The sequence below is a fragment of the Clostridioides sp. LIBA-7602 genome (assembly GCF_056688945.1).
Genome location: NZ_CP196991.1, coordinates 1,920,695 through 1,947,027, shown reverse-complemented (window position 1 = coordinate 1,947,027; position 26,333 = coordinate 1,920,695). Strand labels below are relative to the sequence as shown.

Sequence of the window (26,333 nt, the reverse complement as noted above, 5' to 3'; positions counted from 1 at the left end):
TTATTTAATATATAATATTTTTTAAACTTATTAACCTTTGAAATATCAATTTTATATATTTTTAAAGGCCTTAGAAAGCATAAGTTTTATTCTGTTAAGCTGATTTACCTCACTTGCAGAAGGGTCATAATCAATAGGAATTATATTTGCATTTTTATACAATCTTTTTAATTCTTTTATAGAACCTTTACCAATTATATGATTAGGTAAACATCCAAAAGGTTGCATACAGATAATATTTTCTACACCCTCATTTAATAACTCAACCATTTCGCCTGTTAAAAGCCAACCTTCTCCAGTTTGATTTCCTAGTGACACTACTGGTTCTGTATTTTTTGCAACATTTTTTATATTGCCTGGAGCATAAAATCTTTTACTTTTATCAAGTGCTTTTTTATATACCTTTTGGTATATTCCAGTTATGTATATAAATGCTTCTCCTATAATTCTACTCTTTCTACTTCCCTCTAAGTGAGTATGTTTATAAATAGTATTGAAAGCACAACTTAAGAAGAAGTTTGTAAGGTCTGGTACAACTGCTTCAGCACCTTCTCGTTCTAATATATCTACTAGATTATTATTTGCAATTGGATGGAATTTCACTAAAATTTCTCCTACCAATCCTACTTTTGGTTTTTTTACATCGAGTATTTCTAAGTTATCAAATTCCTTTACTATATCTTTTATATTTTTAGTAAATACAGAAATTTTTGCTTTGATAAGAGAAGTTTTGCATATATCAACCCATTTTTCATATAGAGCATTTGCACTTCCAGTAACTTTTTCATATGGTCTTACCCTATAAAGTACCTTCATCAATAAGTCTCCATATACAACAGACATAAAAAGTCTATTTATTAATTTCAGTGATATATTATCCATTATTCCACTATCTTCTATTCCATTTACGCTAAGTGCGATTACAGGAACATCTTTGAATCCAGCATCATACATAGCTTTTCTTAAGAATCCAATATAATTCGTAGCCCTACAACCTCCACCAGTCTGAGTTATTGTAACAGAAGTGTTATTTAAATCATATTTACCAGATTTTAATGCTGTTATTAACTGTCCTACGACTATTATAGCTGGATAACATGCATCATTATTTACATATCTTAATCCCTCTTCAATTACATTACTATCTGTATCCTTTAGAACTTCTATATTATAACCACTTAAGTTTACAGCTTTTTCAAGAAATTGAAAATGTATAGGAGACATTTGTGGAGCTAATATAGTATGTTTGTTCGTTATTCGATTATTTTTAGCATATTGTATCCTATTTACCTTTATATCTCTAACATCTATATTTTTGCTTTCTCTTTCAAACATAGCTGCTTTTAAAGACCTCATTCTTATTTTAGCAGCACCTAAATTGTTGCCTTCATCAATCTTTATAATAGTATATATCTTCGATTTTTCATTAAGTATCTCTTGAACCTGGTCTGTGGTTACTGCATCCAGCCCACATCCAAATGAATTAAGTTGAACCAATTCCAAATAGTTTTTATCTCTCACAAAGCTTGCTGCTTTATACAATCTTGAATGATATACCCATTGATCTACAACCCTAAGAGGTCTTTGTATAGTTGCTAAGTGACATATAGAATCTTCAGTAAGTACTGCCATATCTAATGAGTTTATAAGTTCCGGCATGCCGTGGTTTATTTCTGGGTCTATATGATATGGTCTACCACATAACACAATCCCCTTCATATTTCTTTCTTTTATTTCTTTAAGTGCTCTTTCTCCCGTAGCTTGCATCTCCATTTTAAATGAATTTTGTTCATCAGTAGCCTTATCAACTGCATTATTAATTTCTTCTTTAGTTATCTTTATATCAGAAAAACTTCTTGATAATTCTTCATATAGTCTCTTTTTCAATTTTTCCTTATCATTTAGACTTATAAATGGATTTATGTAGTTTATGTTCTTATTTCTTATATTTTCTACATTGTTTTTTATTACTTCAGAATATGATATTACCACAGGACAATTATAATAATTATCTGCACTTGAATCCTCTTTATTTTCATTTGTTACGCTTGGATAAAATATATTTTTTATACCTTTTTCAATCAAGTTTTCTATATGTCCATGAACTAATTTCCCTGGATAGCAAACTGTTTCAGAAGCTATACTAGTTATACCAGTTTCATATAATCGTTTTGACGACCTATCGGAAAGCACAACTCTAAATCCCATAGTATTGAAAAAAGTAAACCAAAACGGATAATCTTCATACATATTTAACACTCTTGGTATACCTATCTCTCCGTTTTTTGCTTCTTCTTTTTCCAGTGGTTTATATCTAAAAATCCTATCATATTTGTACTTAAATAAATTTATTGGTTTTTTCTTTTCTAGTCCTATTTTTTTATCACCATAGATAGCTTCACCTTTTTCACATCTATTTCCTGAAATAAAAATTTCATTATCAGAAAACTTGTTTATAGTAAGAAGACAATGATTCGAGCATCCTTTGCATCTAGTTACACTTGATTCTAATCTTATATTATTCAATTCTTCCTTAGATAATAAAGATGTTTGATACCCACTTTCATACTTTTCTTTTGCTATAAGTGCTGAACCAAAAGCACCCATAATTCCTGAAATATTAGGTCTGATTACATTTTTCCCAATTAGTTTTTCAAAACTTCTAAGCACCAAATCATTATAAAATGTTCCACCCTGTACAACAATATTTCTACCAATTTCATTCAAATCTCTAATTTTTATTACTTTAAATAAAGCATTTTTTATTACAGAATAAGATAGCCCTGCTGATATATCTCCAATACTTGCCCCTTCTTTTTGAGATTGCTTTACTCTAGAATTCATAAACACAGTGCATCTTGAACCTAAATCTACAGGATTTTGAGAATAAATACCTTCCTGTGCAAATTCTTCTATTGTCATAGATAAAGAAGTTGCAAATGTCTCTAAAAATGAACCACAACCCGAAGAACAAGCCTCATTCAGTATTATATTGTCAATTACTCCATCTTTTATTTTTAAGCATTTCATATCTTGGCCACCAATATCAAGTATAAAATCTACATCTTTATTGAAAAATTTAGCAGCTTTATAATGTGCTATAGTCTCTATTTCTCCATTGTCTATTTTCAGTGCTTTCTTAATAAGAGCTTCTCCATAGCCAGTTACAGTTGAACTCAATATTTTAATGTCTTTTGGTAAGATATCATATATTTCGTTTATAACCTTAATAGTCGTTTTTAATGGATTTCCTTCATTACTATTGTAATAAGAATATACAAGTCTTCCATCTTCATCAATAAGAGCTGCTTTAGTAGTGGTGGAACCTGCATCAATTCCTAAATAACAATTACTTTTGATTGAATTTATATCCACATAATTTATTTTTTCTTTTTCATGTCTTCTTGAAAATTCTTCGTACTCGTTTTTATCTTTAAATAAAGGCTCTAATAAATTTACTTCTCCATCTTCGATATTCTTTATATTATCTAGCTTTTCTATTAGAGATTCTAGTTCTATGCTATCCTCATCTACTGATAATAATCCTGCTCCAATAGCAATATAAAGTTGTGCATCTTCTGGAAAAATTATATTTTCATCTTTTAAATCCAATACTCTTTTAAATGCTTCTCTAAGCTCAGATAAAAAGTATAATGGGCCACCTAAAAAGGCTACATTCCCCTCTATTTTTCTTCCACAAGAAAGAACGCTTACTGTTTGTACAACAACTGCATTAAAAATACTCATAGCTATATCAGTCTGCTTAGCTCCATCATTTATAAGAGGTTGAATATCTGTTTTAGCAAAAACACCACATCTTGAAGCTATTGGATATATAACATTGTACTCTTTTGCTAATTCATTTAATCCACTTGCATCTGTCTTTAAAAGTGATGCCATTTGGTCTATAAATGCTCCTGTACCACCTGCACATATCCCATTCATTCTTTGGTCTATTCCTCCACTTAGATATGTTATTTTTGCATCTTCACCTCCAAGCTCTATAACAACATCAGTTTCAGGATGGAAATACTCTATTGATTTTGTACTAGATATGACTTCCTGAACAAATTTTACTCCTAGTTTTTTCGATATTCCAATTCCACCTGAGCCAGTTATTACAATTTTAGTATTTATATTTCCCAATTTTTCATATATACCATTTAGTACTTCTTTAACCGATTTTTTCACATCAGAATAATGTCTTCTATATTCTTTATGAATTATATTATTACTATTATTAAGTACCACAACCTTCACCGTTGTAGAACCTACATCAATTCCTATATGAAATAATTCATCCATTGTACCCCTCCATACTTATATGCTTTTTTAATTTTTGTAAGTTCTATGGCTTTATTTTAAGTAAGTTATTCTATAATCTTTATGACTAATATTTTTATTTTATGATTGTTTTATTAATCAAGCTTACTCTACTAGGTAATTCCTAATCCTAACCTTAAATTTTAAATAAGAACATATAGTTAGTGTACTAAATTTTGTCATAAATTTCTACAGATTTTTGTTACTTTTTACATAAATATAACTTAACTCTAATATAGACTTAACATTTATATATTATAAATTATCTTCATTCATCAAAAAATGGTTGCCAGTGTACAAGCCTTCTTGTACACTGGCAACCATTTTTTTGTATATTATCTTTTGTTTAATTAATTATATTTATCCTACGAGCATGAATATAAAGTGGGCAGCAGCTCCTGCACATAAACCACCTATTGTATGAGAAAGAATCGCTTTACCTGCTAACTGTCTAGCATTTAATGCATCCATCATACCAATGTGTGTACTTAAGTATCCACTCCAACACATACCCATAGCTGTAAATACTGCTATATCATTAGGAGTTATAGCACCTGATTTTATAAATTCTGGAACTAAAGACATTGCTGCTCCAACAGCTCCCAATGAAGTTATAGGGAAAGCTATTGCTTCTGGTGATGTAAATCCGAATAATGGCTCTAATATAAATCCAAGTTTATCTCCAATAACTGGAAGTAATTTTATTCCTTCGTATGCAGCTCCTGTATAAACCTCTTGACCTGTAACAGGGTCTGTAGATGGTCCAAAAGTTAGCAACATGACTAATGTACATACTACTAGGACACCTGGTATTATAGCCATTCCCATATCTACTCCCATTTTACCACCCTCAAGAATTGCATCTAAAGCTCTTTGGAACACATTTCCTTCTCTGATTTCTCTAAACTCAGCTTTTTTCTCTAATGTTCCTGCTGCTTTATCTTCCTCTGGATTGTATTTATAAAACTTCTTAGTAAATGTCAACATTATTCTAACACTTATTACACTACCTATGACTGCACCTAGATTACCAATTAACGCTGGAAGTACATATTCTGTACCTTGAGAAATCATAAATGTTGTTAAGATAAGTCCCATACCAAAAGCTGTTCCTAAATTACATAATGCTGGAACTTGGTATTTTTTAAAGTACTGTGTGAATGTTTTATCTTTAGCAAAAGGTATAATAGCTGGATTATCTGATAAATAAGTTGTTATAGCTCCTGCTATACTAGCACCAGGCAACCCATATAAAGGCTTCATAAATATAGCGAAAATTTTATTAATTAATGCTATTACCCCAAACTCTGAAAGTAGCGCGCTTAATGCACCTGCAAGAACTGCCATAGCCATAATTAAGAAAACTGTCTCTAATAGTAAAGCATGCGCTGTACTCATTATTACTTTGAACATCATTCCTGCTCCCATAATACTACCAACATACCCAAAACCAACTACTAGTAATATTAAGAAAACAAAAGTTTCCATGCTTACTGCCTTAACCTGTCTCCTGTCTGTTAACTTCTCCATTTTGAATCATCCCTTCTTTTTCTTTTGTTGTAAAGTTTAACAAAACCTTTTCTCTTTTTAATTATACTTATAAATATTACTGTTTGCAACTTTATTTGTCATTTTTTTATCATGATTAAAATGAAAATCAGTATTTTAATAATAAAAATTTTTCAGATTTATGCAAGTTTTCGACATCTTATCCTTCATTTTAGAAAAAGTATGATTCCTTACTAATTATACACAAGTTACTCTAACGACCTAATATCCACCTATAAGTTGTAACTTGTATCTTTTACAGGAAACAAAAAAGATTATGAAAAAATTTTTCCTTCAATATTTTTCATAATCTTTTTTCTTAGTTTTATAGAATTTTTTTCAAATTTTTTTCAAAAAGTTATGTATTATTGTAATTTTTCAGCTATATATTTTACTAAATCAACTGTTCTTGATGAATATCCCCATTCATTATCATACCATGAAACTACTTTAACCATATTATCTTCTATAGCCATTGTGGATAGAGCATCTATAATAGACGACCTAGAATCTCCTCTAAAGTCTATAGAAACAAGTGGCTTGTCACAATATCCTAAAACTCCTTTTAATTCTCCTTCAGCAGCATCTTTTAATGCAGAATTTACTTCTTCAACTGTAACGTTTTCTTTAAGTTCGCACACTAAATCAACAAGTGAAACTGTTGGTGTTGGCACTCTAAGTGAAAAACCATTTAATTTTCCTTCTAATTGTGGTAATACTCTTGACACAGCTTTTGCTGCTCCTGTAGTGGTAGGTATTATAGATTCAGCCGCCGCTCTTGCTCTTCTCAAGTCTTTATGGCTCTTATCTAATATTCTTTGATCGTTAGTATATGAATGTACTGTAGTCATTAGACCTTTTACTATACCAAATTTTTCGTCCAATACTTTAGCAAATGGTGCTAGACAATTTGTAGTACAAGATGCATTTGAAATTATATTGTGTTTTTCATTATCATATTGTTCTTCATTAACTCCGATAACTATAGTTATATCTTCATTTTTTCCTGGAGCTGTTATAATTACTTTTTTTGCTCCTGCTTTAATATGTTTTTCTGCCTTTTCTCTTTGTGTAAATAACCCTGTTGATTCTATTACTATATCAACCCCAAGTTCCTTCCATGGTAATTCTTCTGGGTCATTATATCTTAATATTTTTATTTCTTTAGAATTTACTACTAAAGTATCTTCATCTTTTGCTTCTACTTCACCTCTAAAAGTTCCATAGCATGAATCATATGTAAATAAATGTGCCAAAGACTCTGTTGTTGCTCTTGCGTTTATGGCTACAATTTCTATATTATCTCCTAATTCTTCTTGAGCTATTCTTAATACAGCTCTTCCTATTCTTCCAAATCCGTTCATTCCTACCTTAATTTTCATTATGAAATGTCTCCCTCCATTACTATGTTTTTACATGATTATTGTACACTAAATAAATCATTTGTTCAATACTTTTTCTTGATTAAATAATTAAATTCTATGTTTTTTTATTGTCAAAAGAGAATTAGTGTATCATTTTTATCTATTTTAACCCTCATTTAGTATATACTTTTTATCATGCGAGGTCTGAAGTCATTTATTTTACTCAATGTCCCTTGGGACATATTTCGCCATCTTTTTTTTGAATTTTTAAACTATCTTTATATTTAAAAATATAGTACATTTATGATAAGACAAGATTGATAAAAATTATTTTAGGAAATAATTTGCTTTATGCAAGCTTTTATTAAAGTTACAAAAAATTGTATTGGTTTACTTATATAGGATTTGTTGACCCTATATTTGACATACAAGCTATTTTATCTCCTTAAAAATAGAATGTATAAAGATAGAACTGAGAATACAAGTTCAATGAAGTTATCAGAAATACTAGAAAAGGACAAGTATAACTTGAAAATTGTAAAATACGTACGCCAAATCACGTATTGACAAGTTGATTCTAGTCAAATATAATGATTGTGTATAAAAAGTAAAAATGAAAGGGTGAGTACAATGAGATTATTTGGTAAATTTTGCATTGAAAATAGCTCCGAACAGCTGTATATTATAAAACATTGTACGGAGCCTAATATGATATAAAAATTCATGAAATGGTAATTCTTCTCAAGAAAAATTGATTCTGAGTTTATTTTGAGTTTTCATATTACTTTTTCATAGGTATATTATTGTGTGAAAAAGGCTATAGACAATGTTTTGTCTATAGCCTTTTGTTATTTGAATGCGAATACTAATATCGCACAAAGCAGAGGGTACACTTTTTAAGTGCTTATCTCTCTGCTTTTTTTAGTAAGAAAAAACATAAAAATGTTAGGAGGAAGAAAAATATGAAAATAGAAGAACATGATTTAACAACAGGAAATGTGACAAAGAAACTAATTCTATTTGCTCTTCCACTTCTGCTAGCAAACCTACTTCAATCTTTTTATAGCATTGTGGATATGTTAGTAGTTGGAAGAATTGTGGGAGAAACAGGACTCGCTGCTATTAGCAATGCTTCAATGATTAGCTTTATAATAAATTCTATTTGCATTGGTGTCACAATGGGTGGAACTGTACTGATAGCACAATATAAAGGAGCTAATAACGAAAGAGAGCAAAGTGAAACTATAGGCACATTATTTTCAATATCTTTTATTTCCACTATTATTATTACCATTATAAGTTTACTTATTTATAAACCACTTTTCGGTATTTTAAATGTTCCTGATGATGCTATACAAGATGCTTGTGATTACATGAATATTATCTGTTATGGAACAGTTTTTGTTTTTGGTTACAATTCAATTTGCTCAATTATGAAAGGATTTGGAGATTCAAAAAGCCCATTGTATTTTGTGGGAATAGCTACGATTACAAATATCATTTTAGATTTACTTTTGGTTGGGCCATTTAAAATGGGAACAAAAGGAGCAGCATACGCTACCATTTTTTCACAAGGAATTTCGCTAATAATTTCTATTATTCACTTAAAACATAAAAATTTTGTTTTTGACTTTAAAATACGAAATTTTTCAATAAAGTTAGATAAATTAAGTGCCATTTTGAAAGTTGGTTTGCCTACTGTTATTCAGATGGTCATAGTAAATGTTTCTTATCTTTTAATTACAGGTATGTTAAATAACTTTGGTGTTTCAGTCGCTGCTGCGTCTGGAGTCGGCTTAAAAATAAATACATTTGCTGGTATGCCATGCTGGGCAATTGGGCAGGCGGTTACTGCTATGGTAGGTCAAAGCATGGGAGCTAGAAATATTGAACGAGTAAAAAAAATAACAAAAACAGGTATTTATCTTAATATTTTTATTACACTTGAAGTTGTGATTTTGGTGCAAATATTGGTAGAACCGATTGTTATGTTGTTTGAACCCAAAAACATTTATGTCATTAGAGATGGTATTTTATATCTACGAATTTGTTGTTCTATAAATAGCCTATTTTATGCAGTAATGTATACTCTTGATTCCTTTGCTATAGGAATTGGTTCTGCTAATGTAGCAATGATAAATGCTATTTTAGATGCTGCTGTAGTCCGTCTTCCTATTAGTTGGCTATTAGCATTTGGATTTAATTTTGGATTTATGGGTGTATATTTTGGACAAGCTCTTTCTCCTGTTTTACCAATGATAATTGGACTAGTTTATTTTATGAGAAAATCTTGGATACACAAAAAACTAATTAATATAAAAGCTAATCAATAACTTCAAAATTGTGTAAAGCTAAGAAAGTAGAAAAATTATCAACTTTCTATTTTCTTAGCCTCTTTAGTATAATTAGCCATAACTTCCATAAAGATTAACCTTAATAATTTACTCATCTATATAATCTCTTGTCTACATAGTTATTCAAATAATTTAGTTCCTAAACTTACAAACATTTGTAAAATTAAAAATGCTTTTGTGTCTATCTTATGATTGCTCTGTAAAATCTCTTTTGCTTCTTCCTGTGAAACTAAAAGCGCCTCAATCTCTTCATCTGGTTCTAAAAATTCATCTGTTATATCACCATCACATATACAATAGACAAATGCAACAGATTCATCACTCATTCCAGGTGATAAATATACCTTATCACTACTCTTATTCTTTTGAATTTCTAAAAGGGCAAGTCCTGTTTCTTCTCTAAGTTCTCTTTCAACAGAAATATCTATAGATTCGCCCTCATCAACAAGTCCTGCTGGTAATTCATATATATAGTCATTTATAGGTACTCTAAATTGTTTTATTAAAATCAGTTTTTTACTACTTTTATGAAGTGCAACTATTACAACTGCATCTGCAGTATCTTCTTCATTCTTTAAATAGATACGTTCTAGCTCTTCATTACTTTTTCTTGATGCTACCATCCAGACCTTATCTTCGTTCAACTTATTCTTATACTCAATTTCAAAAAGTCCTATAAACTTACTTTCAATCAAGGGATTTACATTCTTTATTATAGTTTTTTTCAAATTTACTACGACCTCTCTTTTTTAATACATTAAGTAAATATAAATATAATACCTTAACAAATATTTAATTTATATTATTATATTTCCATCTCTGGATTATCTTTATCTACAAAACCTATTTTAATCTCACAATCAAAAATTTCTTTTAACAACTTAGCTAATTCTTCTCTTGCAGCCATTACTTTATCTAAATTAGCATCAGTAAAACCATCTATAGGGAAAAATATATTTTTTGAACTATTAGTTATTTTTCCTTCCTCTCCTTGTCTCCATATCCATCTTCTAGTTTTTACCATATCTCCAACAGAATAAATTAATTCTCCTTCTTCCATTAATTCAACATCATTTTCTCCAAATGGAACAAATTTATCCCCTTTTTTTGAAAATCTAACATACACATCATCATTTCTAAAGTCCATATCATGAGCACCCATTGGAAGTAAATATTTTAAAGAAATAGAATTTCCTAAATCTACAATAGGATTTATATGAGGAAGTTTCTTATTCTTAGCAACTCTTGTTGTCATTGCTTCTATTGAACTCATAAATTTGTTTGGGTTCATTCCCAAGCTTCTAAAGGCTTCTCTATATGGTATGATTTCTTCTGATTCTTTCACTTTTTTATCTTTAAAGTAATCTTCTACTCTATCTATACTTATATCTAAAAGATTACTTATTCTTTCAATTTCTTTAGTATTATCTATCCCTTTTGCTACTACTACCCCAAAACATACATTTTCTAATTTATCAAAGACTTCTTTTTCTACTATAAATTTCATTTTGTCTTATCCTCCTGTTATTTACATTATTTTCTAAGTAAATTTTATCACTTTATGTCTTATAAATATACCCCCTATTTATCAATTGTTTAAGTTTTTTAAATTTTCCAATTAATGTTATATTTACTCTTCCCAAATAGCTTATATATACTAATTACAAATTTAGCTTTTAAAAACAGGACTCTTACTTTATAATGTATAATATATTTTTATGGAGGTTAGATTATGAAAAATTTTATTTTGATATATTTTATGGTTATTAATTTTATTGCTTTCTTTTCAATGTATGTAGATAAAAAAAGAGCAATTAAAAATGAATGGAGAATAAAAGAAGCCACTCTTATTTCTATGGCGGTAATTGGAGGCAGTATAGGTTCTATAACTGGTATGTATTCTTTTAGACATAAAACTAAGCATATTAAATTTACGCTTGGTATACCATTTATAATATTTCTACAATTATTATTAATATATTTTTGTATTTTAAAGTAATTGGAATACAAAATTTTATTTTTCCAATAAATTAAGGTGTATGAAACTTTTGATTTCATACACCTTTTTCTAGCAATTCATAAAAATACATATAATTAAAATTAATGGCCTTTATGTTTGGCTTTTCTCTTTTCTTGTTTCAAATTAAAAAGTCTTTCTTTTTCTTCTTCTTTCCTATCTTTAGCTAGAATTTTTTTATCCTGCTTTCTTTCTTCATATTGAAGCTTAAGAGCATTTTGAGCCTTAGTCCCTATGGTTTCTTTTTCTTGTTCTTTTTTTACTATTCTCTGCATTCTTTTGTATCCAATTTTGTCATTGTTTACATTCTTTTCTAACTTAATACTACCAAAATCTAACGAGAAAAATCTTTCAAGTATAAATTCATATACTTCTACCTCTTTAGGATCTGCTCCAAAAACTACTCTACATGCTTCATATTTTTTACCATCTTGTCTTTCAAATACACCTATCCAAAATGGTTCTTCAAATAAGACTGTCAATTTTCCACTAATCTTTTCCATTGCTAGTTCCTCCTATTTAGTTACTTTCTAAAAGAACGGACAACCAAGGAGGCAGGTTACTGACAGCAATTGCTGCGTCTGGACTACCAACCAGACTGTGTTTTTATCTTTATAAATTAAATATTATATTTTTTAATGGTACTTGTCAACATTGGTATCAATTAATCTCTAAATATCAATCTTTATTGTTCCATGCATAAACAAAACTGCTTCACCAGAAATTTTTACAGTATTATCCTCTAATAATTCACACTGAATTATACCACCACGATTAGACAGCTGTTTTGCAATCATTTTGCTTTTCCCCAATTTTTTAGCCCAATATGGAATAAGATTACAATGAGATGAACCAGTAACAGGGTCTTCTGAGTCCAATTCTGGACAAAAATATCTTGATACAAAATCTACTTTACTTCCTTGTGCTGTAACTATTACACCTAACCAATCTGTTAATTTACGTAACTTTGCATAATTAGGTGTATAATTTATAACTTCTTGTTCATTACTTAATAACAAAATTAAATCCCTTGAAGAGTAAATAGCACTTGGTATGCAACTTATCAAATCAATTTGTTGAGGTGATAATTCTATTTCAGTAGGCATTAGTTCTGGAAATATCATTTCGTATAGATTCCCATTTCGTGTAACTTCAAGATTTCCACTTTGAGTAAAAAAATTTATCTTTTTAACATTGATATCAATAAAATTTGAAATTACATAAGCTGCTGCCAAAGTTGCATGACCACACAAATCAATTTCTGCTTTAGGAGTAAACCATCTTAATCCATAACCTTACTTATTTTTAACTATAAAAGCCGTTTCTGGAAGATTATTTTCTTCTGCTATTTTTTGCATTAACTCCAATGGCAATTTCTTATCAAGAACACAAACTCCAGCAGGATTTCCTTTAAATAATTTACTTGTAAACGCATCAACTATATAATAATCCATTCCTTATCCTCTCTTTCTAATTTAAATTTTCTTATATGTATTTCTCCAGATTACTCTGTTCAACAACCATTTTACCTAATAATGTGATTGCTTGTTTAGGGCAATTATTTATACAACGATAACACATTGTACATTGCCCATTGGAAACAATACTATCATTTTTAATTACTAAATTATTCATTGGACATAAACCAATACATTTACCACATACAATACATTCGTCAGCATTTATTTTTAGTTTGTCTGTATATAGATTCGTTTTGTTAATAAAGTATAGTCTTTGTCCAAATAATCCTACAATATGACAAAAAAAACCTAACCCATCTTTTGGTGGTATCCCAGATTTCAATTTTTTAATAGATTTATTTATTTTCTTTTCTGCTTTTATTACTAGGTTTCTATTGTACTCTAAAGAATGTTTTAGTACCTTTTCATCTCCGATACTATCTGGCATTTTTAAGTGTAATCCCCCAATAGTAGTAGCACCATATTTTTTAAGCATCCTAGATAACACTCCACAGCCATCTCCACTGAATAAAGCCATGGTTGCAATAATAAAAATACGTTTACCATTCCACAAATTTGAATGACTAATTATAAAATCTTTCAGTATTTTAGGTACATTACTATATTGTACAGGATAACCAAAAACAATATCTTCGTGATTGTGGATGTGTTTTAAAAGTTCGCTATCTTCAATAGAGTAAGAATTTGCTGTTGTATCATATTCTTGTAAAAATTTTTCTACACAATATCTTGAATTTCCTGTTCCACTAAAATATATTCCTATCATCAATCTTCTCCTATAACTAAGATTATATAGCTTTATTCTTAAAAGTTTCACTCTTTAATTTGCAATTTTATCATCTAAATTAAGCAATTAATTTAGATGATAAAACGCTTTATTTTATTTATCTTAATACAATATTCTAGATATGCTATTAAATCATCTTTTGAAGAAAAGTGCCAATATAATTCTTTTGATAGTGCTTTTCTACGATAATTCTAATGATTTTTCTCTAAACCACATTGTAATAGTAATGATTGTTGCAAACATTTCAGTTACAATCTTAATACCTAATGTCATAAATGAAATATTATCATTAACTAAAACATTATTTCCAATACTTTTATTGATTCTCGATTAAATAAATGAATTGTTTTAAAAATAGACTATATAATATCCCATTGTTTATCAATTGTCAAGTTTTCCATAAAAAATATTTGAAAATTTATTTGTATTATTAAATAAAGTCTTATTATTAATTATTAATAAAAAAGGAGCACTATTTTTATAGTACTCCTTATATCCAATCTTCCTATACATTAACTTTTATATATTATTTTAATCTTAAGTATTATTAATTTGATTTAAAATTATAAATAGGTTTCAATATATTAATTATGTTAACTGTATCTCTTATATTTTCTACAATCTCATCAATTGGTTTGTATGCTTGAGGTGCTTCATCAATAGTCTTAATATTTACACTTGTTGTAAATATATTTTTCATAGACTCTTCATAATCTTTCATATTTATACTTCTTTTTGCATCGCCTCTTGAAAGTATGCGTCCTGCACCATGAGGTGCAGAATTAACCCAATCTAAATTTCCTTTGCCTACTCCCAAAATAACACCATCTCTCATGTTTATAGGAATTAATAATTTTCTACCTTCATATGCTGCGATAGCTCCTTTTCTCAATATCTTATTTTCAATTTCTATATAATTATGTATAGTTTGAAAATATTCTAAATCATTAAATTTAAGACCTATGCACTCTTCAATTATCCTTTTAGCCATTGTATATCTATTTAATTCGGCATATTTTTGTATAATATCCATATCATGAAGATAATCCTCCATTAATTTTCCTTCTAAGTAACATAAATCTTTTGGTATTTTAGGGGTAAAGTTATGTTCTTTTTTAAGCTTTATCAATGTATCTTGAATCTCATCTTCTCTATTTTCCTTTTTATATTTTTCTATAAGTTTTTTGCTATCTTCTTCAAAGTCATTGTTAGCTCTTATATAATAATCATAAGCTTTTTTTTGATAACATTTTGCTACTCTATTTCCAAGATTTCTACTACCTGAGTGTATTATTAAATATTTATTTTTTTCATCATCTTCATCTAATTCAATGAAATGATTTCCTCCTCCAAGACTTCCAATTGCTCTGTTATACTCCTCAGTTGCTTTTCCTATATCTTTTAAACAGTATAATGATTCTATCTCTTTTTTATAATTTGCTTTACTATATTTATTTATATTAAATCCATGAGGTATTTTCTCTCTTATAAAATCATCTATTTTTTTTAAATCTAAATTAATTTTGCCTAGATTTACACACAAAACGCCACAACCTATATCAACTCCAACAAGGTTTGGAACAACTTTATCTTGTATTGTCATGACAGTTCCTATTACACAACCAGAACCTGCATGGCAATCTGGCATTATTCTTATCTTAGAATTCGTTGTAAACTCCTGATTACATAATTCTATTATCTGACTTATAGTTGTACTATCTACATTGTCTGTAAATATTTTTGCTTTATTACACTTCCCTTGAACCTCTAACATCAATATCACATCCTTTTTAGCTATTTTAAGCTATATGTTACTTTTAATAGCATTAATTGTTTTAAAAGATATCTAAATAAACTTTATATAGAAATAACAATCTAAATATTAACTCTTACTTTTGTATAAGTAAATTTATAATGTATTAAAAGTAACATAAAAATTCCTATTTTTCAATATGTGTGCTTTTCTTATGGTATTTTATTATTATCGGTTTCAAGTTTTTATTTATTCATTCAGAAATATCTATTATTTTTGTAAAACCAATCCCATAGTCATACTGTCATCAGAATACACTTCACCTTTGACATTACTAAAAAATTCAACAGATTTAAATCCAATATCTTGAATTTCTAATAAGAAACTTTCTTTTGAAAAATAGTGATTCCAAATATAAAATACATTTTCATGTTTTTCTGTTATCACAAGAGTTTGCTCGAGTGTATTATAATCACTGTATTTACAATTATCTTGTATACACATATATCTTTCACTACTCCAAAATCCCCCATCTTCATTTATTTCCCAACTCTTAATCTCTTCAAAATCATTGTATTTATTTATTGTAAATACATCTAATATCAGTTTTCCTCCAGGTTTTAAACTTTTATAAATTTTCTCCATTAGCAATCTTCTGTCTTCAGTTGATAAAGCTCCATAATCACAATAAATTAAAGTAGCTAAATCAAATTCTTCATTGTAATTCATACTTAAATAACTTTGAAATAAATAGTTTATATTTAAATTTGTTTCTTTATTTCTATTTTGTGCATATTTAATAGAACGTTTTGAGAAATCAATTCCAGTTACCTTATAGCCTTTTTGTGCAAATCTCTCTGCATATAATCCTGGACCACATCCTAAATCAATTAATTTAGGATACTCTTCTGGACTTGCAACTGTAACTATCCAATTTACAGAATCCTCAATAAAGTTAAAATTTCTACTTGCTCCTTCAAAGTCAACATCTAAATGAGCTTTTAATAATTGCTTTGAAATATACTCGTCATTCCAAAAATTAATTTCACTTCTTTTGTAAAGCTCTGGTCTTTCTAAATACATACATAATTTGTTTAACAAAACATACCACTCCTTAAAATTTTTATTTTTAAAATAAAAAAACCACAGAGTTTACTCTGTGGTTTAACTTCAAAAAGATGAGTTTAAATAAGAGTAAAATAGAACCAAATATTTTTAAGCACAACAATAAAACTGTAGTTTTACTTTGTTTGCTTATTAAATTTGATTTTATTCACTCTTTTCCAGAAATACTTATATCAACGATTTTATAATATCAAGTATCTCCGAACAACATCATCCTTTCATATTTTTATTTTATGAATTAATTATATATTTAATATTTATATATGTCAATAAAATTTAATTTAAATAGTTTACAATCATTTCACTAAAAATATTTTTTATATCTAAAATTAATCAAAAAAAGATAACTGTACATCTCGTGAGTTTTTTAATTTTTCATTCATTACCTTAGAATAACTGCTTGATAAAGAATACTTGTTTCTAAGTTCATTGACCATTTTATACAGTTGATTTTTATACTCTCTATTAGCTGACCCCGTACTATATAGTGTTGATAATTTATTAAATAATTCAGGAAACTCTTTTTTAACAAAATCAAAAAAGATACCTCTAGTTAGACCTCTTAAGTACAAGGTACCAGGCAAAACGTAATGTACATTACATTCTTTTGCATGTGTAAATAAAGAATTTATATTATCAAAATCATCTGTAATATACGGTATAATTGGCATAATATGCAATCCAATTGATGCGTTAGTTTTTCTAAACTCTTTTAACATATTAAATCGTCTCATTGAATCTACACCATTTGGCTCTATAAGTTTTTGTATATCTTTATTTACGGTTGTGATTGTAGATGCTATATTTATGTATGTAATCCTAGACAATTTATCAATCAAATCATAATCTCTCAAGATTAAATCCGATTTTGTTGAAATAATAGCTGGTGTCTTATACTTTATTAATAGATTTAATATTTCTGGCATAATTTTATAATCTTCTTCTATTGGTTGATAACTATCTGTAACACCACCTATATTAATTACTTCTCTATTCCACTTACTGCTTCTAAGTTGTTTCTCAAGTTTTTCTACTATATTCGTTTTCACATAAATCTCTTCAAAGTAATTATTAGAATTAATATATTTATGAGAATAAATAGCATAACAGTATTTACATCCATGCTCACATCCTCGATAAATATTTAAATCCCATTTATAGGGCATACTTCTTTTTAATTTATTACAAGCTATTTCACAATTTATTGGAATATATTTCACCTTGTTATACAAATAATCACCTCTTTATATACAATAATATCACAATAATTAAGGTAGGTAATTTCCAGACCATAGTTTATAATCTTCACCGTATTTATAAAGTAATATATTCCATTCATTCATTGGTATTCCTCCACAGGTTGCTTTTTCTTCTAAATTATATAAACACTGTTTTAAATATATTTTATTATGCCAAGAATTATATAGATTTTCTAAATTTAAACTATGTACCTTAGATACATCATTTGAAAAATTGTTATTTTCCCATTTTAATATGCTAATATATTTAAGTTCATTAGGTTTATAATTTCTCTTTAACATTTCATCATGTATAACTTTTGTATAAAACTTAAATTCATCTATACTATAATTCAACACCTTATTAACTAATAGATGATTTGGTGTACCTTTTTTATCTATAGAACCTTTTATAGCAAGTAGTTCTCTCCATTGACTTACTAATTGATTTTTAGGTAATACATCAATTAAATCCTTATGCCATAATCTCATAATTTAACTCCTTACTATAAAATATTTTCTAAGTTTAATCCTAAACCTATATTATAATTTTACACGTTCAATAATTTTATCTGTAAAAACTATACCATTTAAATGGTCTATCTCATGACAAAGGCATTTTGCCATGAAACCTGAACCTTTAATTTCTATTTTTTCTCCATACTCGTTTAAAGCTTGTACTATAACTTTTTTGGGTCTTTTTAATTTTCCCCATATTTCAGGAAAACTTAAACACCCTTCAACAACAATTTGTTCTCCTTCTTCTTTAACAATTTCCGGATTAACAAGCTTAATAAGACCATCTCCTAAATCTATAACAACTAGTCGTTTTAATACTCCTACTTGGCATCCAGCTAATCCTCCACCATTTGGTGTGTTATACATAGTCTCTGCCATGTCATTTAATATCTCTCTTATTTTATTATCTACATTTTCTACATACTTACTCTTTTTTCTTAAAATTTCATCATCAAAAGTTCTAATCTCTCTTAGAGCCATAATGTTCCCCCCTACTTATCTGTGCCCTTGATTTTCTTTCACTTTCTTCAAATAAAAATACACTTTCAATTGGCTCATTAAAAACGTTTGAAATATCATATGCTAACCATATTGAAGGTTCGTTTTTACCAGTTTCTATAGCATTTATCGCCTGCCTAGATGTTCCAACTAATATACCTAGTTGCTCTTGTGTTAAACCTAATCTTTCTCTTAATATCTTTATTTTATTTTTCATACATACTCCATTCATGTAATGTTAACCTTACATTTCAAATGTAACATTTTTTAATCTCACTGTCAAGTTAACCTTACATTCATTCAATAAATTGTCTTATTTAATTATTTTTTTACTAAATTTTTTAAATAGCAGAAAAATCCATACTAATGATATAAAAATTGAAATAAACACATATATATAATTATTCTCTTTAAACGCTTTTGACAACCAAAATGTTGGCAAGAAAAATAGAATATATTGAACTCTATTTAAAATAAAAAATGGTGCTAAAATACCCATTATAAAAACACCTGATAATTTAGTAATAGCCATTCCTTCCAATTTATTTGAAGATAAAGAAATCACCAACATTGATATGATGATTCCTTGTAATAAAGATATTAAAGAAATTGATAAGTTTGACAAGAAAGAAATTTTAGTTAAAGAAAAAAACATTAGTAAAACTACTGTAATAATAAATGCTAAAATAGCTGGTATTCCAAGTCGTGAAATAAGATAACCAGTTTTACCAAGTGGAGTTACTATTAAATACCTTGAAATATTGTCATCAATTTCTCCTAGTATGACCATTGTAGAAGCAAAAGAGAACATAAATGGTGTAATAAAACCCATAAGTAAATCAAACATTAAGAAATATGGCTTCAAATTTAATTGATAATAAAATTTATCAAACAATATATCCTGTATTAATGGTATTCCGAAACTTATAAATGCTACACATAGTATTGGAGAAACACATACCACAAAAAGCATAGCATCTCTTTTAATTTGCTCAAACTCTTGTTTGAAAGCATTCATAATTTTTGTCATAATTTTACTCCACCTACCTTTTTCCAACTACTGCGAACAAAATAATAAGTTACAAAATAAGTTATTATTAGCATTAATATTAAAATAAAAATGTTAATTATTATAAAACTTTTATCCCCACTAATAAGAGAAATACATATATTAAAAGGATAGAAATCTACATATGTTTTTGTATCAATAAGTACATTTAGTATTGGTGGAATAAAACATATAATCTCAATAGGAATAGTTAAAACAATAAACTTATTTAAGCTAGATGCTTTACTAGCAACGATTAATCCAATCAAAGAAAATATAATGGAAGAAAAAAAAGTTCCTATAATCGATATTATAATATTATCTAAATTTACTGATATAGCAATAAACATGGCTACAATACTAGATATTATTCCTAGTGAAATCACCTTTGATAAAATATATTCTGACACTTTTACTGGAGATACAGCCAAAGAATTTAAAACGTGTTGACTTTTCTCAAGGAGTACAATAGCTCCCATAAAAAACAATCCCATTGCTGCTGGGTCAGAATAAATCATAATTATAGCTATTTTTTCTCTCATAAAAGTAGGAAATACATTGATAACACAGATATATATAAGACTTAAAATGATGTATAAAAAATAAAAACCATATTTAAATTGAAACTTTACATCTCCTAAGATAAGATTTTTTAGTCTCATTGTAAATTCCTCCCTGTTATATCAATAAAAATATCATTTAATGTTGGTTCACTACTATGTATTGATAAAAGTTTATTTTTTTCAATAAGCATATTCAACTTTTTATCATTACTAGTATTATTTAGAAAACATTCAGAAGTTTTTTCTCCATTATCAAAATAAGTATATTTTATTTTTATAGCTCCTTTTGACATAATAAGATTATGTGGTGTATCTAGTGCAGATATTCTTCCATTTACAATAAAAGCTACCCTATCACAAAGCTCCGTTGCATCTAACATGTTATGAGTTGTTAAGATAATGGTTTTACCCTTAGATTTTTCTGATAAAATTATATCTTTCATAACTTTACTATTTGATGGGTCAAGACCACTTGTTGGTTCATCTAAAAATAAAATATCTGGATTATGTAATAAAGCTTTTATAAAATTTAGTCTAGATTTCATGCCTTTTGAATACTCAGATATCTTTTTATTTGCTTCATTTTCTAAACCTACTGATTTTAATAACTCATCAATAGATAGTAATTTTTTTGAATATAAAGAACCAAAATATTTTAGATTTTCTATTGCAGTCAATTTTTCATACAAACTTGGAAATTCAAAATCAACACCTATGTTTTCATAAAATTTATTTGAACATTTTTTACTTTCTATTCCATTAACAAGCACACTCCCCTTGTAATTAGTTATCATACCAATTAGAATCTTTTGTAATGTTGATTTTCCTGACCCAGATGGACCTAAGAATCCTAGTATTTCTCCTTTTCCTACTTTGAAATTAATATTTTGTAAAAAATCTCTATCTGTATAACTAAATGATAAATTATCAACTTTAATCATTTTATATTATCCTTTCTACTTTTTTTGACTATTTTAATTATATAGTCAATAAAATACAATTTTTTTGTTTGTTAATTATTCTTTACAAAAATAATTAGCAAACAAAAGTTAAACTCTACTCCATAAGTTGTATAACTAACCCATGTATCATCAATCTTAGAGCATCTTCAAAACAATCACTTCCAATTTCTCGTTTATATAACATAGTAAGAAAAACTGCCCTAAAAGCTCCACTAAAGCTTTCTATATCTTTATTTTTTGAATTTGGTATATAAGATATAATCTCTCCAAGCTCAAAATCATCGTGTTTAAAATGTTCTTCTATTATAGAATCTGGTAACTTTCGCATTAATATTTCAAGTTCTCCATTTACCATAATATTTAAAATTGTAGTTCTATCTACCAGTCTATAAAATTTCATAAATATGTCTGTCAATTGCTCACATGTAATGTTTTCATCTATTCTCTCTATTTCGTACACAATCTGTTTCTGTATAGAATCATGTATATCTCTAAGTACCTCAAAAAAGAGCAATTCTTTTGATTGAAAAAATAAATAAAAAGTTCCTTTTGGAATTTTTACTCGTCTTACAAGCTCATCAACAGTAGTCTTTCTGATACCATATTGCTCCATACATAAACGTGCTTCTTCTTTAAGTCTTTTTATTATATACTCTCTTTCTTTATCAGAATATGATTTAGGCATCTTTTCTCCTCCATTTTGACTAAAATACTTTATACAGTCAATATAGTACTTTTTTTATTACCTGTCAATAGCTTTATTGATATACTTGAAAATCTTCGAAGATTCTGAATTTTTTATAGCCTTTTTTATTATATAGTGTTATAATATAAGTATAAATAATATATTATTCTAATTTTCATATCTATTTGCTTATTTTTTAACTTAGTTTCTAATAGAAGTAATCATATTCATCTTTTTAAAAATTTCATTTTTAATAAAAAATAAAGGAGTTGATTTCATGACTACTACTACAAAGAACCGTTTTCAAGATTATGTTCAAGAAAACTTAAATAAATATGTTGAAGTACATTCTTATTTTAGCAGTTGTCCTCTATATGGTGAAATTATAGAAGCAGACAGCTTATCAATTACACTTTGCTCAAGATATATAGACGAATCTAATCCAACTTTAAATGAAACTTACACATTATATTTACCATTAAGCTCAATAATATCTATTAGAACACTATAAAAAGTTAATTGTATATGGGTTATTTATATATAAAATGTAAGATTTTCTGTATAAAATAACCCTTTTTATTTGTGCTTTAAACATATAATGTACAAATTTAAAGCTGAAAATAAAATTTTCTAATTATTGATTCTTTTATTCATCAATAATTTAAAATAATTATTTTCAGCTCTTGTTAATAAAAATTACTAATACATATTAATATTTAAGTATCTTATTTAGCACTCTTTAATTTTACTAGCTCTTTAAATGCATTTTGATTTGCTCCACCACCAACTTGAGTTACTTTTTCTAAAGTCTTATTTTTAAGAACTTCTTTTTGGCTGTCAGCTAATTTATCACCAACTAAAATTACTGGTGAACCAGTTTTAGCTCCTAGAGGACCAACTGCCAAACCATCTATTAAATCATTTTGGCTCTTAATTCCATTTTTAACTACAAATGCATTTTTTAAAGTATCTTTTTTATAAAAATTATCTATTATTTTTGAATTAGTTTCATCTCTACTACTACCAGATAATCTAGTTGGATTTTTCAATTTACTCTCTAGATTGCTTGATAAAGATACTGTTCCTCCAATAATATAAGATTTATCTATATTTAATGAATTTAAAAATTCATCTGCTCCCTGCAATTCGCTTTTTTCATTTGCAAGTATAATTGGTATATTGTTTTCTGCAGCAGCAGCACCTACACTAATGGCATCAGCTAATCCCTTTACTCCATTTACAACTGCTATTTGAGAAACACTTTTTATACTATTTAATTTTTGAGCTAATAATAAGCTTGTCTTGTATCTATCACTTCCTGATATTCTCTCTGTTGATATATTTAAATTTTTCAATTGCTGTTCAGTTTCTTTACTTATAGAATTTTCTCCACCTATTAAGTATACTTTCTTAACACCTAATCTTTGTATCTCAGCCTTAGTCTTTGAATTCAAAGCTTCTTTTTGTGTTAATAGTATTGGTGAATTGATAGCAGATGTAAAAGGAGTTGCTGCCAATGCATCCACTATTGAACCTCCATTTACTAAAACCACATTTTCTGAAGAATTGAAACCATTTTGACTAACTTTGATGGCAGTTTCATATCTATCACTACCAATTAAAGACTCATTTGGTATACTCTCGCCAGAAGACTTTTCTGTAACAGCTTTTATAGTAAAATTACATGGATAGAAGTTGCTATCTCTATTTATATCAAAGAATTTTCCACTACTATCTATAACATAACTTTCACCTAAATTAGCTTTTGCTTTAAATGTATCATATCCTGGTACATTTGATTCAGAACCTATAGTTGACTCTCCATTTTTTGCCTCTATGCTGACTACAATTGCTCCCTTTCCTGCTGGTATATCAAAAGAATCAATTGGAACTGTTATGTATCCTGAATATTGGGCAGTACCTTCTTTTAATTTTTTCATATTATTTTCTTGAGGTATACCATTTACTACTGGAGCATAATATACTTCATATTTTGCGCCTATACTTTCAGTTAGAAACATTACAGATTTTAGAGTTTCATCACCTCTATTAAAATCAAATACATTTGCAGCTGTTATCTTATTTGAAATTAAAGGAACAATACTTGCATAGTCATGTTGATACATTTTCTCATCATCATTTGGTTTTTGACCACCTTTGATTGAAAAGTTGTCTATATCAGACATAAGTGTTTTATCTTCATAAGATATCCAGAAATATCCATCCTCAGAATTGTAATCTCCCCAACTATTTTTTATTAGCCAAGCACCATTTTTTGAGGGTTTAATGTTTGCATTAAAATTGTCTTTAGAATAGTTATCATCCCAACCTACAATTGAAATAGCATGATTAGTATTAAAGCTTTTCGTTGGGCAATAATATGAATTTTGATTTTCACTTTGATATTTAATATCTTCATAGTAACCAGATGTTACTGCTCCATACTGTAATATAGCATTTTTTGTAGAATTCATATCATTACTTACACACACGGCATCTGTCACGTTAAAAACAGTCGGTGCTGTATTCATATTAGTTGGTTTTGTGGCTCCTTGTGCTTTAGACACTTTACCATTGTATGGAATGTCTTTTTCCAATTTAGGACCTGACCAAGATGTTAAATACCCCATAGCTTCATAATTTAAAGCACCATCCATATCATTTACAGTCCATCCATATTCACCCTCTGAAGCCCACCATCTTAGGTGTTCTTCTGATAAATCGTAATCTCCATAGTTATTTAACTTCAAGAAACTCTCTAAAGTTGCCATTGCAGCGAAATCCCAACATATTCCTAGATTCTCTTGATTTTTTACTGATGTCATAAGCCCTAATTTTCTAGGGTCATAAGATGCTGGAGCTGTTCTTCCTTTACTTCGGATTTGAGTACCTTCCAGTTGATATGGGTTTGGTATAATACCATTATATTTTTCTGTACGTCCATTTTTAGCATCTTTTAGATATTGTTTATAGGTTTCACTGTATTCTGCTTTTTTTATCTGATTCAATGTATTACTACTGTCAGCTGATACAGGAATTGTTGACATTACTAAAATAGATATTAAAAATAGTGCAACAAATCTTGCTGCTTTTTTTGAAGCAAATTTTTTCACGCTTTCTCCCCCTTACTTCGAGTTAATTTTAAAAACTTTAATGTTATGTATGACTAAATATAAATTATTTATAAATATATAATCATTTAAATCAATTATACCAAAGTTCTCCTTTGGAAATAAACAAAATAAAATAAAAAACTGAATTTATACCAAATAAATCCAGTTTTTGTTTTATTTTTAATATATTTTATCTAAATCCTATTACAGCAGCCCCTAAGGCTCCCATTATCTGAGTATCTTCTGCAATAAAAATTTTTTTATCTAATATTTCTTCTATCATTTTTACTAATTCTTTACTCTTTGCAAGTCCTCCAGTAAATGCAACTTCGTCTATTATCTCACCTCTTGCAAGCATTGAAGTAGATTTATTTGCAATAGATTTAAGTATCCCTGCTGCTACCTCTCCAGTAGAAATATTTTGAGCCAAGAGACTTACAATTTCAGACTCAGCAAAAACTGTACACATACTAGATATATTAACTGGATTATGTCCTTGAGCTAATGTATCAATGCTTTCTATATCGCTTCCCAAAAGATTAGAAGTAATTTCTAAGAATCTACCAGTTCCTGCAGCACACTTATCATTCATTATAAAATTAAATACATTTCCATCTCTATCTAAGTTTATAACTTTACTGTCTTGACCACCTACATCTAAAATGGTCCTTATATTCCTATTTAAAAAATAAACACCTCTAGTATGACAAGTTATTTCTGTTACTTTCTTGTCAGCAAAATCCATTACTCCTCTTCCATAACCTGTACCTACTACTTTTTTTATATCTTTTTTATCAATTTCACTACTTAACAACTCATAGACCTGTTTAGATGTACTTTTAGGGCTCCATCCAGTTGGTATAATTATCTTCTTAATAATTTTTTCACCATCGAATAATACACCTTTTGTTGCTACTGACCCTGAGTCCACTCCTATACTAAACATAATTCCTCC

The 26,333-nt window shown here is 28.0% G+C and carries 22 protein-coding genes and 1 pseudogene; 3 read left to right on the top strand and 20 right to left on the bottom strand.

The window, feature by feature from the left end:
• Positions 1 to 51: 51 nt before the first annotated feature.
• From ACTG45_RS09280 to gap, 3 genes are all read right to left on the bottom strand, one after another.
• Complete coding sequence (locus ACTG45_RS09280; protein ID WP_021384527.1) at positions 52 to 4,305, bottom strand: 2-hydroxyacyl-CoA dehydratase; 4,254 nt, start codon at positions 4,303 to 4,305, stop codon at positions 52 to 54.
• 378 nt (positions 4,306 to 4,683) lie between these two features.
• Positions 4,684 to 5,853, bottom strand: a complete 1,170-nt coding sequence (locus ACTG45_RS09275; RefSeq protein WP_021384537.1) for a CD0519/CD1768 family membrane protein — start codon at positions 5,851 to 5,853, stop codon at positions 4,684 to 4,686.
• Between the two features lie 383 nt (positions 5,854 to 6,236).
• Positions 6,237 to 7,253 (bottom strand): type I glyceraldehyde-3-phosphate dehydrogenase, encoded by a 1,017-nt coding sequence (gap, locus tag ACTG45_RS09270; RefSeq protein ID WP_021384519.1) that lies wholly within the window; start codon positions 7,251 to 7,253, stop codon positions 6,237 to 6,239.
• Between the two features lie 944 nt (positions 7,254 to 8,197).
• On the opposite strand from gap, the gene ACTG45_RS09265 reads away from it, so the two are divergent.
• Positions 8,198 to 9,568 (top strand): MATE family efflux transporter, encoded by a 1,371-nt coding sequence (locus tag ACTG45_RS09265; RefSeq protein ID WP_021384518.1) that lies wholly within the window; start codon positions 8,198 to 8,200, stop codon positions 9,566 to 9,568.
• A gap of 140 nt (positions 9,569 to 9,708) precedes the next feature.
• On the opposite strand, the gene ACTG45_RS09260 is transcribed toward ACTG45_RS09265, so the two are convergent.
• Positions 9,709 to 10,317, bottom strand: a complete 609-nt coding sequence (locus ACTG45_RS09260) for an NUDIX hydrolase (protein ID WP_044213383.1) — start codon at positions 10,315 to 10,317, stop codon at positions 9,709 to 9,711.
• 77 nt (positions 10,318 to 10,394) lie between these two features.
• Positions 10,395 to 11,096, bottom strand: a complete 702-nt coding sequence (locus tag ACTG45_RS09255; RefSeq protein WP_021384539.1) for a B3/B4 domain-containing protein — start codon at positions 11,094 to 11,096, stop codon at positions 10,395 to 10,397.
• A gap of 225 nt (positions 11,097 to 11,321) precedes the next feature.
• On the opposite strand from ACTG45_RS09255, the gene ACTG45_RS09250 reads away from it, so the two are divergent.
• On the top strand, positions 11,322 to 11,588 hold the full coding sequence (locus ACTG45_RS09250) for a DUF1294 domain-containing protein (RefSeq protein ID WP_021384565.1): 267 nt from the start codon (positions 11,322 to 11,324) through the stop codon (positions 11,586 to 11,588).
• Between the two features lie 101 nt (positions 11,589 to 11,689).
• Here ACTG45_RS09250 and ACTG45_RS09245 read toward each other — a convergent pair whose 3' ends face one another.
• From ACTG45_RS09245 to ACTG45_RS09185, 13 genes and pseudogenes are all read right to left on the bottom strand, one after another.
• Positions 11,690 to 12,109 (bottom strand): YjdF family protein, encoded by a 420-nt coding sequence (locus tag ACTG45_RS09245; RefSeq protein ID WP_479920204.1) that lies wholly within the window; start codon positions 12,107 to 12,109, stop codon positions 11,690 to 11,692.
• Between the two features lie 168 nt (positions 12,110 to 12,277).
• A pseudogene (locus ACTG45_RS09240) lies at positions 12,278 to 13,060 on the bottom strand (PhzF family phenazine biosynthesis protein).
• A 31-nt stretch (positions 13,061 to 13,091) separates the two neighbouring features.
• Complete coding sequence (locus tag ACTG45_RS09235) at positions 13,092 to 13,853, bottom strand: EFR1 family ferrodoxin (RefSeq protein WP_479920203.1); 762 nt, start codon at positions 13,851 to 13,853, stop codon at positions 13,092 to 13,094.
• Between the two features lie 568 nt (positions 13,854 to 14,421).
• Complete coding sequence (locus tag ACTG45_RS09230) at positions 14,422 to 15,648, bottom strand: RtcB family protein (RefSeq protein ID WP_021384568.1); 1,227 nt, start codon at positions 15,646 to 15,648, stop codon at positions 14,422 to 14,424.
• Between the two features lie 249 nt (positions 15,649 to 15,897).
• Positions 15,898 to 16,728 (bottom strand): class I SAM-dependent methyltransferase, encoded by an 831-nt coding sequence (locus ACTG45_RS09225; RefSeq protein WP_044213380.1) that lies wholly within the window; start codon positions 16,726 to 16,728, stop codon positions 15,898 to 15,900.
• Between the two features lie 353 nt (positions 16,729 to 17,081).
• Positions 17,082 to 17,984 carry an SPL family radical SAM protein gene (locus ACTG45_RS09220; protein WP_021384524.1) on the bottom strand — a complete coding sequence of 301 codons (903 nt, stop codon included), beginning with the start codon at positions 17,982 to 17,984 and terminating at the stop codon, positions 17,082 to 17,084.
• A 36-nt stretch (positions 17,985 to 18,020) separates the two neighbouring features.
• Complete coding sequence (locus ACTG45_RS09215; protein ID WP_021384510.1) at positions 18,021 to 18,482, bottom strand: pyrimidine dimer DNA glycosylase/endonuclease V; 462 nt, start codon at positions 18,480 to 18,482, stop codon at positions 18,021 to 18,023.
• A 51-nt stretch (positions 18,483 to 18,533) separates the two neighbouring features.
• The gene (def, locus tag ACTG45_RS09210; RefSeq protein ID WP_021384513.1) at positions 18,534 to 18,989 is read right to left on the bottom strand and encodes a peptide deformylase; all 456 of its coding nucleotides are present in this window, start codon (positions 18,987 to 18,989) and stop codon (positions 18,534 to 18,536) included.
• Positions 18,970 to 19,224 carry a helix-turn-helix transcriptional regulator gene (locus ACTG45_RS09205; RefSeq protein WP_021384505.1) on the bottom strand — a complete coding sequence of 85 codons (255 nt, stop codon included), beginning with the start codon at positions 19,222 to 19,224 and terminating at the stop codon, positions 18,970 to 18,972. Before ACTG45_RS09205 ends, def begins: the two co-directional genes overlap by 20 nt.
• Positions 19,225 to 19,320: 96 nt before the next feature.
• The gene (locus ACTG45_RS09200) at positions 19,321 to 20,037 is read right to left on the bottom strand and encodes an ABC transporter permease (protein ID WP_479920202.1); all 717 of its coding nucleotides are present in this window, start codon (positions 20,035 to 20,037) and stop codon (positions 19,321 to 19,323) included.
• On the bottom strand, positions 20,034 to 20,717 hold the full coding sequence (locus ACTG45_RS09195; RefSeq protein ID WP_479920201.1) for a fluoroquinolone export ABC transporter permease subunit: 684 nt from the start codon (positions 20,715 to 20,717) through the stop codon (positions 20,034 to 20,036). Before ACTG45_RS09195 ends, ACTG45_RS09200 begins: the two co-directional genes overlap by 4 nt.
• Positions 20,714 to 21,559 carry an ABC transporter ATP-binding protein gene (locus ACTG45_RS09190; RefSeq protein WP_021384544.1) on the bottom strand — a complete coding sequence of 282 codons (846 nt, stop codon included), beginning with the start codon at positions 21,557 to 21,559 and terminating at the stop codon, positions 20,714 to 20,716. The genes ACTG45_RS09195 and ACTG45_RS09190 overlap by 4 nt, the downstream gene beginning before the upstream one ends.
• Before the next feature lie 115 nt (positions 21,560 to 21,674).
• A complete protein-coding gene (locus ACTG45_RS09185) occupies positions 21,675 to 22,265 on the bottom strand; it encodes a TetR/AcrR family transcriptional regulator (protein WP_021384541.1) in 591 nt (196 codons plus the stop codon).
• Between the two features lie 277 nt (positions 22,266 to 22,542).
• On the opposite strand from ACTG45_RS09185, the gene ACTG45_RS09180 reads away from it, so the two are divergent.
• On the top strand, positions 22,543 to 22,776 hold the full coding sequence (locus ACTG45_RS09180) for a hypothetical protein (protein WP_021384535.1): 234 nt from the start codon (positions 22,543 to 22,545) through the stop codon (positions 22,774 to 22,776).
• Between the two features lie 214 nt (positions 22,777 to 22,990).
• On the opposite strand, the gene ACTG45_RS09175 is transcribed toward ACTG45_RS09180, so the two are convergent.
• Entirely contained in the window at positions 22,991 to 25,378 is a 2,388-nt protein-coding gene (locus tag ACTG45_RS09175) for a cell wall-binding cysteine protease Cwp13 (RefSeq protein ID WP_479918671.1), read from the bottom strand.
• A 190-nt stretch (positions 25,379 to 25,568) separates the two neighbouring features.
• Complete coding sequence (locus ACTG45_RS09170; protein WP_021384549.1) at positions 25,569 to 26,324, bottom strand: acyl-CoA dehydratase activase; 756 nt, start codon at positions 26,322 to 26,324, stop codon at positions 25,569 to 25,571.
• Positions 26,325 to 26,333: the final 9 nt, after the last annotated feature.